Origin of the sequence: Thalassovita aquimarina (assembly GCF_018219815.1) — a bacterium.
GTDB lineage: Bacteria > Pseudomonadota > Alphaproteobacteria > Rhodobacterales > Rhodobacteraceae > Thalassobius > Thalassobius aquimarinus.
This window is the reverse complement of sequence record NZ_JADMKU010000013.1, coordinates 65,725-81,631: the sequence shown is the minus strand read 5'-3', so window position 1 is coordinate 81,631 and position 15,907 is coordinate 65,725. Positions and strand designations below refer to the sequence as shown.

The 15,907-nt window shown below is 63.3% G+C and carries 16 protein-coding genes; 13 read left to right on the top strand and 3 right to left on the bottom strand.

Annotated features, from left to right (window positions below):
* Positions 1-54: 54 nt before the first annotated feature.
* Entirely contained in the window at positions 55-999 is a 945-nt protein-coding gene (locus tag IT775_RS14385; protein ID WP_212701814.1) for a Gfo/Idh/MocA family oxidoreductase, read from the bottom strand.
* Positions 1,000-1,127: 128 nt separating this feature from the next.
* Positions 1,128-2,339: a LysR family transcriptional regulator gene (locus IT775_RS14380; RefSeq protein WP_212701813.1), complete on the bottom strand. Its 1,212-nt coding sequence runs from the start codon at positions 2,337-2,339 to the stop codon at positions 1,128-1,130.
* 142 nt (positions 2,340-2,481) lie between these two features.
* Here IT775_RS14380 and IT775_RS14375 point away from each other — a divergent pair, with 142 nt between their 5' ends.
* The 13 genes from IT775_RS14375 (at position 2,482) to IT775_RS14315 (ending at position 15,222) form a co-directional block, all read left to right on the top strand.
* On the top strand, positions 2,482-3,366 hold the full coding sequence (locus IT775_RS14375; protein ID WP_212701812.1) for an amidohydrolase family protein: 885 nt from the start codon (positions 2,482-2,484) through the stop codon (positions 3,364-3,366).
* Positions 3,367-3,379: 13 nt separating this feature from the next.
* Entirely contained in the window at positions 3,380-3,739 is a 360-nt protein-coding gene (locus IT775_RS14370) for a protocatechuate 4,5-dioxygenase subunit alpha (protein ID WP_212701811.1), read from the top strand.
* 3 nt (positions 3,740-3,742) lie between these two features.
* Positions 3,743-4,597 carry a class III extradiol dioxygenase family protein gene (locus tag IT775_RS14365; RefSeq protein ID WP_212701810.1) on the top strand — a complete coding sequence of 285 codons (855 nt, stop codon included), beginning with the start codon at positions 3,743-3,745 and terminating at the stop codon, positions 4,595-4,597.
* Positions 4,598-4,737: 140 nt separating this feature from the next.
* Positions 4,738-5,688 carry an HlyD family secretion protein gene (locus tag IT775_RS14360; protein WP_212701809.1) on the top strand — a complete coding sequence of 317 codons (951 nt, stop codon included), beginning with the start codon at positions 4,738-4,740 and terminating at the stop codon, positions 5,686-5,688.
* Positions 5,685-6,608: an ABC transporter ATP-binding protein gene (locus IT775_RS14355; protein WP_212701808.1), complete on the top strand. Its 924-nt coding sequence runs from the start codon at positions 5,685-5,687 to the stop codon at positions 6,606-6,608. The genes IT775_RS14360 and IT775_RS14355 overlap by 4 nt, the downstream gene beginning before the upstream one ends.
* Positions 6,605-7,726, top strand: a complete 1,122-nt coding sequence (locus tag IT775_RS14350; protein ID WP_212701807.1) for an ABC transporter permease — start codon at positions 6,605-6,607, stop codon at positions 7,724-7,726. Before IT775_RS14355 ends, IT775_RS14350 begins: the two co-directional genes overlap by 4 nt.
* Positions 7,727-7,894: 168 nt before the next feature.
* A complete protein-coding gene (locus IT775_RS14345; protein ID WP_212701806.1) occupies positions 7,895-9,097 on the top strand; it encodes a substrate-binding domain-containing protein in 1,203 nt (400 codons plus the stop codon).
* 61 nt (positions 9,098-9,158) lie between these two features.
* Positions 9,159-9,935, top strand: coding sequence for an ABC transporter ATP-binding protein (locus tag IT775_RS14340; RefSeq protein WP_212701805.1), 777 nt, complete (start codon positions 9,159-9,161; stop codon positions 9,933-9,935).
* A complete protein-coding gene (locus IT775_RS14335) occupies positions 9,932-10,654 on the top strand; it encodes an ABC transporter ATP-binding protein (RefSeq protein WP_212701804.1) in 723 nt (240 codons plus the stop codon). Before IT775_RS14340 ends, IT775_RS14335 begins: the two co-directional genes overlap by 4 nt.
* Positions 10,651-11,643: a branched-chain amino acid ABC transporter permease gene (locus IT775_RS14330; protein ID WP_212701803.1), complete on the top strand. Its 993-nt coding sequence runs from the start codon at positions 10,651-10,653 to the stop codon at positions 11,641-11,643. The genes IT775_RS14335 and IT775_RS14330 overlap by 4 nt, the downstream gene beginning before the upstream one ends.
* 9 nt (positions 11,644-11,652) lie before the next feature.
* The gene (locus IT775_RS14325; RefSeq protein WP_212701802.1) at positions 11,653-12,711 is read left to right on the top strand and encodes a branched-chain amino acid ABC transporter permease; all 1,059 of its coding nucleotides are present in this window, start codon (positions 11,653-11,655) and stop codon (positions 12,709-12,711) included.
* Positions 12,708-13,556 (top strand): alpha/beta fold hydrolase, encoded by an 849-nt coding sequence (locus tag IT775_RS14320; protein WP_212701801.1) that lies wholly within the window; start codon positions 12,708-12,710, stop codon positions 13,554-13,556. The genes IT775_RS14325 and IT775_RS14320 overlap by 4 nt, the downstream gene beginning before the upstream one ends.
* Positions 13,557-13,821: 265 nt before the next feature.
* Positions 13,822-15,222 (top strand): amidase family protein, encoded by a 1,401-nt coding sequence (locus IT775_RS14315; protein ID WP_212701800.1) that lies wholly within the window; start codon positions 13,822-13,824, stop codon positions 15,220-15,222.
* A 113-nt stretch (positions 15,223-15,335) separates the two neighbouring features.
* Here IT775_RS14315 and IT775_RS14310 read toward each other — a convergent pair whose 3' ends face one another.
* On the bottom strand, positions 15,336-15,851 hold the full coding sequence (locus IT775_RS14310) for a DUF2938 domain-containing protein (RefSeq protein WP_212701799.1): 516 nt from the start codon (positions 15,849-15,851) through the stop codon (positions 15,336-15,338).
* Positions 15,852-15,907 lie beyond the last annotated feature (56 nt).

Here is a 15,907-nt window from a genome sequence, read left to right as displayed (position 1 = left end):
AAAAGAAAAGGCCGGCGCAATGCACCGGCCCCTGAATTGTCCTGGAACACTTCCTCAGCTCATGCTGCGTTCGATCCGGTCCAGCGTTTCCATCGCCGCCAGGACATCGTGGCAATCGCCATTGGGCTTGCGGCCTTCCTGGATCGCGGCGATGAATTCTCGGTCGATCAACTCGATCCCGTTGTTGGATACCGCCACATCGGACAGGTCGATCTGGTTTTCATACCCGTCATACAGGTCGTCGTAGCGCGCGATATAGGTGCCGTTGTCACAGATATAGCGGAAGAACGTGCCCAGCGGCCCGTCATTGTTGAAGCTCAGCGACAGGGTGCAGATCGCGCCCGATTCCGTTTTCATCCCGATCGACATGTCCATTGCGATGCCCAGTTCGCGATGTTTCGGACCCTGCAGGCCATAGGCTTCCGACGCCACTTCGCCGGTCTGATACTGGAACAGGTCGACGGTGTGGCAGGCGTGGTGCCACAGCAGGTGATCCGTCCAGCTGCGCGGCTCGCCCTTGGCGTTCATGTTGGAACGGCGGAAGAAATAGGTCTGCACGTCCATCTGCTGGATCTTCAATTCGCCGGCGTCGATCTTGTTCTTGATCCACTGGTGGCTGGGATTGAAGCGGCGCACCTGGCCGGCCATGCAGGTCAGGCCGGTTTCCTTCTGCACCTCGGCGATGCGGCGCGCATCCTCGAGAGAATCCGACATCGGGATTTCGATGAAGACCGGCTTGCCCGCCCGCATCGTCATAATCGCCTGTTCAGCGTGCAACTGTGTCGGCGTTGCCAGGATCACCGCATCCACGTCATCGCGTGCGATGCATTCTTCCAGCGTGGTCGCCCAGTGACCGATGCCGCGGTCCTTGGCCAGGGCTTCGATCTTTTCCGCGGTCGGCCCCATCACCGAGGTCACAGTCACGTCCTCGATCGCATCCAGCGCTTCCAGGTGTTTCATGCCAAAGGCGCCATAGGCGCCCGCAACGCAAATTCTCATGCCAATCTCTCCGTCATCAGTGCGGCCTTTGCCGCAGCTTCGGTCATCCCTGCAGCTACCACAGTGACGTGCCGGGGTGGAATTTGAAACAACGACCAGCAAAATTCATTTTTGTTATAGACCGGCTGTTATTGCCACTTTTGGCCCTCGTCGCGGATCAAGTCCATGAAGCGGGTCTGGGTCGGCGTCGGTTCCCATCCGGCGCGGTAGGTCAGGCCGATGGCACGGGCACTGTCCTTCAGATCGATGGGCAGGGTCACCACGGTGCCGGTTTCCACTTCTATTTCCGCCTGCCGGCGCGACATGATGGTCAGGTAATCGCCCCGCATCATCAACCCGCGGACCAGCGCCAGCGAACTGGCGACCACCCGTACCGGCGTGTTGGGCAGTTGCGGAATCTTCAGGATTTCGAACAGGTAGCTGCCGCTGGGCGTCGTCTTGGGCGGCGCGATCCAGGGGTAGCTCAGGGTGTCCTCAAGGCTCAGCCGCGATTGCCGGGTCAGCGGATGCCCCCGCCCCGCGACCACGTAAAGCCGGTCCTCGAACAGCGGTTCCTGCACCACGTCCTCGGCCGGTGCGGCCTTGCGCAGCGCGCCGACAAGGAAATCCAATTCGCCGAAGCGCAGGTCGCGCAACAGCGTTTCGTAAGGGGCATCGACGCAATGCAGCTGCACCCGGCCTTCCGAACCGCTGAGCAGCCGGTCCATCGCCGCCGGCAGCAGCGAGGGCCGCGACAGCGGCAGCGACCCGACCACGATCCGGGTCGAATCCTGCCCCTGCAGGGCGCTGATCTCATAGCGGCCCTGACGCATTTCCGCCGCCGCCAGCCGGACGTAATAGGCAAACGCCTCGGCCGCGGGGGTCAGTTGCACGCCACGCCGGACCGGATCGAAGAAGGTGATGCCGGACAGCCGTTCGAGATCCTTTGCGGCACGGTGCACGGCGGGTTGCGACACGCCGATCTGGCGGGCGGCATGACTGAAGTTTTCGGTCTGCGCCACCGCCGTCAGCGCCCGAAGCTGGGTCGCCGTGGTCAGCCGGTGGAAATCGCGCCGCCCCGGTTCGGGCGACTTGCGCCTTGCCTGCCGTTCACCTTCCTTCAGCAGATCCAGCGCCCGTTCGACCCGGTGCAGGAACAGCTTGCCCGCCTCGGTCGCGAACATGCCTTCGGGGCGACGGTCGAACAGCGTCTCAGAGAGGTCGCGTTCCAGCTTTGCCACCGCCTGGGTCACCGCCGGCTGCGACAGGTGCACCTGCTTGGCGGCATCCTTGATCCGGTGATGGGCGGCGACTTCGTGCACCGCCAGAAGATGCCGGACATTCGGCAGCGTCGCATCCATGCCATTTCCCCTTTTTCCAAACTCCTATAACATTTTCAAATCGCAACCAACAAGGAATGAACTGGGGTTCCGGTGCCCGGATACCTATGTTCGCCACAGGCCGGGCAAACGCCCCGACGACGAATAGCGAGGACTTCAACCCATGGACGCAGACTATCGTCCCTTCCACCCCAGTCCGAAGGTGCCGGATTACACCCCGCCCGCAGGCGCGGTAGACGCGCATTGCCACGTGTTCGGACCTGCCGATACATTTCCTTATTCGCCGAAGCGGAAGTACACTCCCTGCGACGCGCCTAAGGAAAAACTCTTCGCCCTGCGCGACCACTTGGGCTTCAGCCGCAACGTGATCGTGCAGGCGTCGTGCCATGGCACCGACAACGCCGCATTGGTCGACGCGCTGGAAACCGCCGGTGATCTGGCGCGCGGCGTGGCCGTGGTGTCGCCCGACGTCACCGACGAAGAACTCGACGCGATGGACAAGGCCGGCGTGCGCGCCGTGCGGTTCAACTTCGTCAAGCGGCTGGTCGATGCCACCCCCAAGGAGGTGTTCACCGGCATCGCCGAACGGATCGCCAAGCTGGGCTGGCATATCGTGGTCTATTTCGAAGCCCCCGACTTGGAGGAACTGACGCCGTTCCTGACCAGCCTGCCGGGCATCATCGTGGTCGATCACATGGGCCGCCCCGACGTGTCCAAGGGCGCCGACCACCCCGATTTCGACCGCTTCGCCGACCTGATGGCGGACAACGAAAACATCTGGGTCAAGGTCAGCTGCCCCGAGCGTCTGACAGTCGCCGGGCCGCCCTACGAAGACGTCGTGCCCTTTGCCAAGCGCCTGGTCGATTCCTTCCCCGACCGCGTTCTGTGGGGCACCGACTGGCCCCACCCGAACATGAAATCGCACATGCCGGATGACGGCCAGCTGGTAGACGTGATCCCGCAGATCGCAACGACCGAAGAGGCCCGCCGCAAGCTGCTGATCGACAACCCGATGCGGCTTTACTGGCCCGAAGAAACGAACACCTGAAAGGAGACGCCAAATGGAACTGGATGAACTCGATCATCACGTCCACATCGAAGGCACCACCATTTTCGATGGTGAAATGGCGATGAAGGGATATGCGCTGAACAAGATGTGCTTTTCCTTCAACCGGGCCGATGCCCGCGACGCCTTCGTCGCCGACCCCGAAGCCTACATGGAAAAATTCGGGCTGAACGACGAACAGAAGCAAGCGGTGCGTGACAAGAACGTGCTGGCGATGATCGCGGCGGGGGGCAACATCTACTACCTCGCCAAGCTGGCCGGCATCTACAAGCTGAGCGTGCAGGACGTGGGCGCGCAGCAGACCGGCATGACCACCGAAGAATTCAAGGAAAAACTGCTGAGGCAAGGGGACTGATCCATGGCCAAGATTATCGGAGGGCTGACAACCAGCCACATTCCCGCCGTCGGCAACGCGATTGCCAACGAAATGTACGACGATCCGTACTGGAAACCTTTCTTCGACGGCTACCCGCCGGTCTGGGAATGGCTCGACAAGCACAAGCCGGACGTCGCGATCAACATCTACAACGACCACGGGCTTGGCTTCTTCCTCGACAAGATGCCGACCTTCGCGATCGGCGCCGCGCATGAATACGTGAACGAGGACGAAGGCTGGGGCATCCCGCAGCTGCCGCCCTTCCCCGGTGACGCGAAGCTGAGCTGGCACATCATCGAAGGCATGGTGGCGCGCGAATTCGACATCACCTCGTGCCAGGAACTGCCCGTCGACCACGGCTTCACCGTGCCGATGCAGCTGTTCTGGCGCGGTGCGCATGCCAACCCGAACATGCCGCGCGCGATCCCGGTCAGCGCCAACACCGTGCAGCACCCGATCCCGACCCTGAAACGGGCGCTGGACTTCGGCAAGGCGCTGCGTGCGTCGATCGAATCCTACCCCGAGGACATCAAGGTCGTGATCCTTGGCACCGGCGGTCTGAGCCACCAGCTCGACGGCGAACGGGCCGGATTCATCAACAAGGAATTCGACACCTACTGCATGGAAAAGATCATCGACGATCCGGAAGAGCTGACCAAGATCACCCGGATGGAGCTGGTCGAAAAGGCCGGCGCGCAGGGCACCGAATTCCTGATGTGGATGATGATGCGCGGCGCACTTGGCGACAACGTCAAGGCATTGCACAAGAACTATCACATCCCGATCTCGAACACCGGGGCCGGTACGATGCTGCTGGAATGCGACGGTGTCGACTGATCTCTTCGCGATCACCGAACACCGGAAACGGCGGGCCTTTGGTCCGCCGTTTTTGTTTGCCGCCCCCGGACGGGCGAATACGGCCTTGATCGCCAAGCGGTTCACCGGCACCCTCGGCCCATGATCGAAAGGACCCGCAGATGAGCCTGCTTTGCGCCATACCCTTCATGACGCTGCTGTTCGCCGCATGTGAGCCGCAAGCGCCCTATGCCTCGGGCTATGTCGAAGGCGAATTCACCCTTGTCGCCCCGGTGGAAACGGCCCAGATCAGCGACATCGCGGTGGCGCGCGGCGACAGGGTGGAACCTGGTCAGGTGCTGGTCGAAATGGAACGACGCGACGCCGAGATCGCCCTGGCCCAGGCAGATGCCAATCTGGCGCAGGCCCGATCGCAGCTCGCCAACCTGCTGGAAGGCGCCCGCCGCGAGGAAATCGAGGTGATCGAGGCGACGCTCGCCTCCGCCCGGTTACAGGCGGAAGAAGCGGAGCGGGCGCGCGAACGGATGATCCAGCTGGCCGAACGCGGCGTCGTCACCGATGCCCAGCGTGACGATGCCGTCACCGCCGCGCAGGTGGCCGAGGCCCGCGTCGCGCAGGTGTCGGCCGAACTGGCCGTGGCCCGCCTGCCCGCCCGGCCCCAGGCCATCGCGCAGGCCGAAGCCGCCGTCGCCGCGGCCAAGGCGGCGCGCGATCAGGTGTCGTGGCGGCTGGAACAGCGCAGCCTGTCGCTGTCCGAACCGATCACCGTGGTCGACGTCATCCGCCGGGAAGGCGAAATCGCCGGGCCCTCTGCCCCGGTGCTGTCGGTGCTGGCGGACGGGGCGGTGAAACTGCGCTTTTACGTGCCCGAGGCGTTTTATTCGCAGATCGCGGTGGGCGACCTGCTGCAGGTCAACTGCGATGGCTGCACCGACCGCCCGCAGGCGCGGATCAGCTATATTTCGGACGAACCGGAATTCACCCCGCCGGAGCTTTATTCGGTGCAGAACCGCCAGAAGCTCGTTTTCCTGGTCGAGGCGCGCCCCGAAGGCAACAGCGACCTGAAACCGGGCCAGATCGTCGATGTCGCCCTGCCCGGGGCGGACGAATGAACGGCAATGCCATCACCGTGACCGGGCTGACCAAGCGGTTCGGAGACAAGACCGTCGTCAACGACGTGTCGCTGTCGGTGCGCAAGGGTGAAATCATGGGGTTCCTCGGCCCCAACGGGTCGGGCAAGACCACCACGATCCGGATGATGTGCGGGTTGCTGGAACCCGACGCGGGTGATGGTTCGGTTCTGGGCCAGGACATTCGCCGAAACCGCCGCGCGATCAAGCGCCGGGTGGGTTACATGACACAGCGGTTTTCCTTCTACGAAGACCTCACTATCGCCGAAAACCTGCACTTTGTCGCCGGGCTTTACGGCATGAAACCGAAACGGCAGGTGGTGCGCGACACGCTTGAGGACCTGGGGCTGAGCAGCCGCAAGGATCAACTGGCCGGCAAGCTGTCGGGCGGCTGGAAACAGCGGCTCGCCCTGGCGGCCTGCATCATGCATAAACCCGACCTTCTGATGCTGGACGAACCCACCGCGGGGGTCGATCCCAAGGCGCGGCGCGAATTCTGGGACGAGATTCACACCCTCGCCAATGACGGGCTGACGGTGCTGGTGTCGACCCATTACATGGACGAGGCCGAACGCTGTCACCGGATCGCCTATATCTCCTATGGTCATCTGATCGCCCAGGGCACCGTGGCCGAGGTGTTGCGCAATGCCAACCTGACAACGATGATCGTCACCGGCGACCAGGTGAGCGAAGCGGCAAAGGCGCTGAAAAACGCGCCGGGTGTCGACCAGATCGCCCCGTTCGGCGCCACCCTGCATGTGGTGGGGCGCGACGCGGTGGCGCTGAAGACCTCGGTGGAGGCGGCGGCGAAACGGACCGGCTGCATCGCGGGGCCGGCGGAGACCAGCCTTGAGGATGTCTTCATTCAGCTGATGGGCGGGTCCGAGGACAACATGCAATGAACCGGTTCTTTTCCCTCATGCGCCTGCGCGCGCTTCTGGCCAAGGAAACCATCCAGATGCGCCGTGACCGGGTGACGTTCGCAATGATGCTAGGCGTGCCGCTGATGCAGCTGATGCTGTTCGGTTTCGCCATCAACACCGATCCCAAGGAATTGCCCGCCGCGCTGGTCGCGCCGACGCAGGACAGGTTCACCCGTGCCATCGTGTCGGCGCTGGAACTGACCGGCTACTACAGGTTCACCGCCATCGGCACCACCATGGCCGAGGCCGAGGAAATGATCACCCGGGGCGACGTGTCCTTCGTGGTGACGGTGCCGTCGGATTTCGGGCGCCGGGTCGAACGGGGTGACGGCGCGACGATCCTGATCGAGGCCGACGCAACCGACCCTTCGGTCGCATCGGGCGCGATATCGACGCTGTCCACCGTGGCCCGGTCCGCGCTGCAGCGCGAAGCGGGATTTTCGCCACCGGCGCCGCCGGTCGAAATCCTCGTGCATCGCCGCTACAATCCCGAAGGCATCACCCAGTACAATATCGTGCCGGGCCTGTTGGGGGTGATCCTGCAACTGACCATGGTGATGATGACCGCGATGGCGCTGACCCGCGAAATCGAACGCGGCACGATGGAAAACCTGCTGGCCATGCCCGCCACCGCGCTGGAAATCATGCTGGGCAAGATCATGCCGCTCCTGGCCGTCGGCGCGGTTCAGGTGGCGGTGGTTCTGATCGCCGCCAAGCTGGTCTTCGACGTGCCCTTTGTCGGCTCGCTGCCGCTGGTTCTGGCCGGGGTCTTTGTCTTCGTGCTGGCGCTGGTGATCCTCGGCTACCTGATTTCAACCCTGTCGCGCACCCAGATGCAGGCAATGCAGCTGACCTTTTTCTTCTTCCTGCCGTCGCTGCTGATATCGGGCTTCATGTTCCCCTATCGCGGCATGCCGCAATGGGCGCAGGTGCTGGGCGAGGTATTCCCGCTGACCCATTTCCTGCGCCTGATCCGCGCGGTGATGCTGAAAGGGGCGGAACCGGCGACGGTCGCCGGCCCGTTCGCGGCGCTTGGCCTGTTCACCTTGATCCTGGCGATCGTGGCCCTGCTGCGGTTCCGCCGGACGCTGGACTAGCAACGCCCCCGCATCGTGCCCCGCCCCCCCGCGACGCCTGCCCAAGTAGGTGAATACCATTGCGTGTTTTCACCAACTTGTTTTCGAAAGACCGGTTTGGAATGCTCGCCGCAGACGCTTTTTGTCCCGCGCCAAGTGGGCTGTGGGACGTCAACGGGAGGAAGTCAAATGAACAGATTAACCAAAGTGCTGTCCACATTGGGGGCAACGCTTGCCCTTGCCGTGCCGGCACAGGCGGCAGACAAGGATCCGATCAAGATCGCGCTGATCCACGGCACCTCGGGATCGAGCTTCGAAGTCTATTCCGGGCAAAGCGAAACCGGTTTCGAGCTGGGGCTGGAATACGCCACCGGCGGCACGATGGAGGTCAAAGGCCACCCGATCGAGATCATCCACAAGGACACCCAGTTCAAGCCCGACATCGCCCGCACCCTGCTGGCCGAGGCCTATGGCGATGACGACGCGCTGATCGCGGTCGGCGGTACCTCGTCGGGCGTGACCGTCGGCATGCTGCCGATCGCCGAGGAATACGAACGCATCCTGATCGTGGAACCGGCGGTGGCCGACAGCCTGACCGGGCCGGATTCGAACCGCTACGTGTTCAAGACCTCGCGCAATTCGTCGATGGACGCGCAGGCTCAGGCGCTGGCGCTGAACCCCGGCGACGACCTTTACGTGGCGACGCTGGCACAGGATTACGCCTTCGGCCGTGACGGGATCGCGGCGTTCAAATCGGCGCTTGAAAGCCGTGGCTCCCACGTGGTGACCGAAGAATACGTGCCCACCGACGCCACCGATTTCACCGCCGCCACCGAACGCATGTTCAACGCGCTGAAGGACAAGCCGGGCCGCAAGATCATCTATATCTACGTCGCCGGCGCGTCAGACCCGATGGGAAAGATCCTGGCGATGCAGCCTGAACGCTTCGACATCAAGATTTCCACCGGCGGCAACATCCTGCCCGCGCTGACCACCTACAAGCGCGTGCCCGGCATGGAAGGCGCGATCTATTACTACTACGAAGCCTATGACAACCCGGTGAATGAGTGGCTGGTGAAGACCCATCAGGAACGCTTCGACACCCCGCCCGATTTCTTCACCGCAGGTGGCATGGCTGCGGCGCTGGCCGTGGTCAAGGCGATCGAAACCGCCGAAACCATCGACGCCGAGGGCCTGATCGCCGCGATGGAAGGCATGACCTGGGACACGCCCAAGGGCGAAATGACCTTCCGCCCCGAAGACCACCAGGCGCTGCAGTCGATGATCCACTTCAAGATCAAGGTAGATCCCGAAGTCGACTGGGCGATCCCCGAGCGCGTCCGCATCATCGAGGCGAGCGAGATGGACATTCCGGTCGGCCGCAACAACTGAGCCCGTTTCCATCACAACCCCTGCCCGCTTCGGCGGGCCGGGGCACCCTGGACTTCTTATTATGACACATCCATCGCTTCTCACCGAGGATCTGACGATCCGGTTCGGCGGGCACGTTGCCGTCGATGCGGTATCCTGCGCTTTCAACCCGGGCGAACTGACGGTGATCGTCGGCCCGAACGGGGCCGGCAAGACAACCTTCTTCAACATGATCTCGGGGCAGCTGATGCCGACCGCCGGGCGGGTGGTGAAGGACGGGATCGACATGACCCGGTTCCCCGCCTCGAAACGCGCCCGCCACGGGATCGGGCGGGCCTTTCAGCTGACCAACCTGTTTCCGCAGCTCAGCGTTCTTGAAAACATCCGCCTCGCCGTGCAGGCGCAGGCCGGCGAAGGCGCGCGGTTCTTCCGCCCCGTCGGGCGGTTCACCGAACTGACTGCGCGCGCCGAACGTTATCTTGAGGCCACCAAGCTGCAGGCGGTGGCAAATCAACCGGCCTCGTCCCTGCCCCACGGCGATCAACGCAAGCTGGAAGTGGCACTGCTGATGGCGATGGAACCCGATATCTACATGTTCGACGAACCCACGGCGGGCATGAGCCTCGACCATGCGCCGGACGTTTTGGACCTGATCGCCGAGATCAAGCACGACAAGTCGAAAACCGTTCTGCTGGTCGAACACAAGATGGACGTGGTGCGCGCGCTGGCCGACCGGATCATCGTGCTGCACAACGGCCGGCTGGTCGCCGACGGCGCGCCCGACGAAGTGATGTCGAGCCAGATCGTGCGCGATGTCTATCTCGGCACCGCAGGCGCCACGGAGGACGCCACCACATGACCCTTCTCAGTCTTCAGAACATGCAGACCAAGATCGAACAGTATTCGGTCCTGCATGATGTAACTCTCGACGTGCCCGAAGGCGGCGTTTTCGTGCTGCTGGGCCGCAATGGCGCGGGCAAGACGACGACCTTGCGCTCGATCATGGGGCTGTGGAAGCCCAATCCCGGCTCGGTGCGGTTCCGCGGCGAGGACATCACCGGGCTGCACCCGTCGGATATCGCCAAGCACGGCATCGCCTTCGTGCCCGAAAACATGGGCATCTTCGGCGGGCTGACGGTGGCCGAAAACATGGTCCTGGCCACCGCCAACGGCAAGTTCGACCAGACCCGGCTGGAACGCATCTACGACCTGTTCCCGGCGCTGAAGAAGTTCTGGGACAAGCAGGCGGGCACATTGTCGGGTGGGCAGAAACAGATGCTCGCCGTGTCGCGCGCCATTATCGAGCCGCGCGAACTGATCCTGATCGACGAACCGACCAAGGGGCTGGCCCCCGCCATCGTCAACGCGATGGCCGAGGCGTTCCGGGAAATTTCCGAACACACCACGATCCTGCTGGTGGAACAGAATTTCGAATTCGCCCGCTCGCTCGGGCGCGACATGGCGGTGATCGATGATGGCCGCGTGGTGCATCGCGGCACCATGACCGATTTCGTCGCCGACAAGGCATTGCAGGACCGGTTGCTCAGCCTGTCCATGTTCGAGGAGGAAGCCAAATGACCGGGCTGTCCGAGCTTATTTCACGCGCAGGCGGGGTGTTCCTGCTGCCCGTCGCCATGGCGCTTGTCGCCTTCATCCTGATCGGCGCACCGTCAAGCTGGCTGACCCTGACGGTGGCGGGGCTGTCGATGGGGATGATGATTTTCCTGATGGCCTCAGGGCTCAGCCTCGTCTTCGGGCTGATGGACGTTCTGAACTTCGGCCATTCGGCCTTCATTTCCTTCGGTGCCTTCGTCGCCGCCTCGGTCCTGGCCGCGCTTGGCGGCTGGCTGGGGGCCGACAGCGTGCTGTTGAACCTGCTGGCGTTGATCTGCGCGCTGGCCGCAGCACTGGCCTTCGGCCTGGCGGGGGGCTGGTTCTTCGAACGCGTCATCGTCAAACCCGTCTACAGCGACCACCTGCGCCAGATTCTGATCACCATGGGGGCGCTGATCGTCGCCGAACAGATCATACTGGCCAGCTGGGGCGGATCGCCGCTGAACGTGCCGCGCCCGGCCTTCCTGGAAGGGTCGCTCTTGATCGGCGACGCCTCGGTCGATCTGTACCGGCTGTTCGCCTTCGCCCTTGGCGCGCTGGTCTATGTCGGGCTGCACCTGCTCTTGAACCGCACCCGGATCGGGCTGCTGATCCGCGCGGGCGTCGAAAACCGCGAAATGGTCGAGGCGCTTGGCTTCAAGGTCGACCGGCTGTTCATCGGTGTCTTCATGGTCGGCTCGGCGCTGGCCGCCTTGGGCGGCGCGATGTGGGCCGGATACGAGACGCTGATCACGCCCTCGCTTGGGGCGGAGCTGATGGTGGTGGTGTTCATCGTGGTGATCATTGGCGGGCTGGGATCGATCCAGGGCACGCTTCTGGGCGCGATCATGGTCGGGCTGGCCGACAATTACGTCGGCTTCCTGGCGCCGAAACTGGCGCTCGCCTCGACCATGATCCTGATGATGCTGATCCTGCTGTGGCGGCCCTCCGGGCTGGCCCCGGCAGTGAAATAGGAGGTTGCGATGAAAGGCACTCTTACCGTTAAAACCGCATCGCTCCTGATCTGGGCCGTGCTTTTGTTCGCGCCGTTCCTGTTTCAGGACGTGCGATCGCTGGAAGTCGCCGCGCGCATCGCCGTGTTCATCGCGCTGGTGGCAAGCTACGACCTGCTGATCGGCTATACCGGCATCGTCTCCTTCGCCCATACCATGTTCTTCGGCTTCGGCGCCTATGGCGCGGCGATCTCGCTGAAACATATCGGCGCGGGCTGGGGCGCCCTGGGACTCGGCGCGCTGGCGGGCGTTGTGGTGTCGCTGGTGGTCGCAGTGCTGATCGGCATGCTCAGCCTGCGGGTGAAGGCGATCTTCTTCGCGATGATCACGCTGGCGGCGGCTTCGGTCGTGCTGGTGCTGGCACAGCAACTGTCGGGGCTCACCGGCGGCGAGGACGGGATCACCTACAAGACCCCGGCGATCTTCAAGACCGCCACCAAGCTGATGGTCGACGACGACGGCAAAGTCATCCGGCTGCTTGGCGTCAAGCTCAACGGCAAGCTGGCCGCTTACTACTTCGTCTTCGTGACCGCCGCTTTGATGTTCTGGATGATGCTGCGGATCACCGGATCGCCGCTCGGCACCGTGCTCAAGGCGATCCGCGAGAACGAAGCGCGCGCCGAGGGCATCGGCTACAAGGTCGTGGCCTACCGCACCGCCGTGTTCTGCATCGCCGCCGTCACCGCGTCGCTGGCCGGATCGGTCTATGCGGTGTGGCTGAAATATACCGGGCCTGACACCGCGCTCAGCTTCGCGATCATGATCGACATCCTGCTGATGGTGGTGATCGGCGGCATGGGCACGATGTGGGGCGCGGTGATCGGCGCAAGCGCCCTGGTGCTGGCGCAATACTACCTGCGCGATCTGATGGAGGCCGCCGCCGGAGCCGTGGCCGCCGTGCCGGTCCTGCCCGAACTTCTGACCCCCGAACGCTGGCTGTTGTGGCTCGGCATCATCTTCATCCTGCTGGTCTATTTCTTCCCCTCCGGGATTGCCGGGACCATCATCAACAAGGGAGACGCGAAATGAACACCCCGCGCTCGGTATTCCTGCCTCTGATGGGGCACGACATTCACGTGATGGAATGGGGCGATCCGTCTTCGCCGCCGCTGATCATGTGGCACGGACTGGCACGCAACGGCCGCGATTTCGACGAACTCGCGCTGGCGTTGTCGGGGGACTATTTCGTGATCTGCCCCGACACGCTCGGGCGTGGATTGTCGAGCTGGGCCGAAAAGCCCTACGAACAATACGTCACCAGCTACTATGCCCGGATCGCCGAAGCGATGCTGGACCACTACGGTATCGAAAAAACCGCGTGGATCGGCACGTCGATGGGGGCGCTGATCGGGATGCATGTGGCCTCGGGCGCGTATGCTGACCGGATCACCGCCTTCATCATCAACGACATCGCGCCGGAAATCCCCGATGACGCATTGGCGAGGATCATCACCTATGCCCGTGCGTTGCCCGAATTTTTCAGCATGGCCGAGGCCGAAACCTGGCTGCGCAGTGTCTATGCCCCGTTCGGTCCGGCGCCGGACGGATTCTGGCAGCGTATGGCGGAAACCTCGGTCCGGCGGCGCGGCGACGGCAAGCTGACCCTGCATTACGATCCCCGGATCATCGACGCGTTCGAAGCCATTCCCGACCAGATCCGAAATTGGCCGTTCTATGAGCGGATCACCGCGCCGACCCATATCCTTCAAGGGACGCAGTCGGATCTTCTGACCGACGAATTGCTGGCCAAGATGATGGCCACCGGCCCGCACCCCGAAGCCAGCCTGTTCCCCGCCTGCGGCCACGCGCCGAACCTGGCCAATCCGGAAGACGCTGAACTGATCGCCGGCTTGCTGAAAAAGCTGACAAGCTGAGCCGAAGACAAAGCCAGGACGGGCCGCCCCTTCGTGGGGCGGCTTTTTCGTTTATCCGCTGGGCATGCAGAGGATCGGCGGGCGGGCCGTTCGTAAAATCCAGCGGCCTGTTTGCCCGGACCGGGTGTCCAGCGGAACGGCCGCCGCGGTTCGCATGTTCGAGAAACTGCTGCGGAGCGGTTCGCGGACCGGCTTCTCGTTTCTGTCTCTGTCCAAAAGAAACGATACGTGCAATCTTCGCCGGTGCAGGCAAAGGAGATGTGGGATGGAACAAGTCTGGAAACTTACGGCGACCGAAATCGCGGCAGCGGTCCGAACGAAGAAACTGTCGGCGACGGAAGTGACCAAGGCGCATCTGCAGCGCATCGCCGATGTGAATGCGAAGATAAACGCGGTGGTGCAGGAATTCCCCGAAGAAGCGTTGCAGGCGGCACGAGAAGTCGATGACGCGATTTCGCGCGGCGAAGACCCGGGCGTTCTGTGCGGGGTCCCTTTGACGATCAAGGTGAATGTCGATCAGCAGGGACATGCGACCACCAACGGGCTCAGGCTGCAGGAAAACCTGGTGGCAGAACATGACAGCCCGGTGGTTTCCAACCTGCGCAAGGCAGGCGGTGTGATCGTCGGACGCACCAACACGCCGGCCTTTTCGTTGCGCTGGTTCACCAAGAACGAACTGCATGGCCAGACGCTCAATCCGCGCAACAAGGCGGTCACCCCCGGCGGTTCCTCTGGCGGCGCGGCAGCGGCGGTGGCCGCCGGCCTTTGCGCCATAGGTCACGGCACGGATATCGCGGGTTCGATCCGCTACCCGGCCTATGCCTGCGGTCTGCACGGCTTGCGCCCGACGATTGGCAGAATTCCGGCCTACAATGCCAGCGCGCCGGACCGGTTCATCGGAGCGCAGCTGATGGCGGTTTCCGGGCCGATCGCCCGCAGCATTTCCGACATCCGGCTGTCGATGGCCGCCATGACGGCGCCGGATCTACGCGATCCGTGGTACGTCTCCGCACCGATGACAGGCGGGAATTTCCCCAAACGTGCGGCGTTGACGGTCGCGCCGGACGGCATGCCCGTCGCGGACGAAGTCCGTGCGGCCCTGTACGATGCGGCGGACAAACTGAGGGCCGCCGGCTGGACGGTCGAAGAAATCGACTGCCCCCCGATGCAGCCCGCCGCCGAGATCAACGCGCGCCTGTGGATGGCCGATACCCAATTCGGGGCACGGGACATGATCGACCGCGAGGCGGATCCCGATGCCAGGTTCGTCTTCGAGCAAATGTCCAAGGATATCGGCGAAGTCGGATTCGACGAATTGATGAAGGCGCTGCAAACCCGGGCCACGTTGGTGCGGCAGTGGGAATTGTTCCTTCAGGACTACCCGATCCTCATTTGCCCGGTATCGGGAGAATTACCCTTCACCCAGCAACAGGATGTCAGTTCGCAAGACGCTTTCGCGGCAGTGTTCGAGGCCCAGCTGACGCAACGGGCGCTCCCGGCGATCGGCGTTCCATCGCTTGCCGTCGATACCGGTGAAGCGGACCACAGGCCGGTGGGCGTTCAACTGGTCGGGCCGCGCTTCCGCGAAGACATCCTGCTGGCAGCGGGTACCGATATCGAAAACGCAGGTAGGCCCGTTGCGGTGGCGGATCCGGACTGGGATTGAAGCCCCGCTGGGCAAGTCTAGTGGATCGGTCGCTGGTGTGTTCCCTGCGGCATGCCTTGAGGGAGGTCGCGTTCAGAACCCGGCCGAGCATCGCGGCAACGCGATCCGTTCATTCAGCCCCATACCGCGAGGGCCATGACCCAGCCGGTGACCCATAGCCCCAGCCCGAAGGACAAATGGGCGGTGGCGCTGTTCAACCTTGCCAGCCATGGATGCGGTGTGTTTCTTGCCGCGATCCCGGCGCCCAGGCAGGGCTGAAGCAGGAAAAACGGGGCGGCGACGGTCAGCAGGCCAAACCCCAGCGATGGCAGCAGTTCGGGCCTGCCCGGCCAATCCGGCGTTTCGATCATCAGGAACAACGCGGCGAAAACAATTCCGATCAGGTAATGCGTGCCCCAGCCAAGGGCCTTTTCGCCCGTGACCGGCGCGGTCTTGACGATGGGACGGTGAATGAACACGCCCCGCGGCAAGTACCCGATCCAACGCCCCACCAACGCGTAGTCAAGCGAGGGCGTGTTGAAAAAACGGCGCCGGGCACTGGCGACGAGATCCATGAACAGGGTCGCCCCCATGCCAAGAATCACAGCCTGCAGAAGCATCGGATATCGATCGGGGTCAGTCAGGATCATCGCATCGGTTTCCCTTGTAGAATCAAGTAATGCCCGGTCGTATGCCAGTTCAAGTC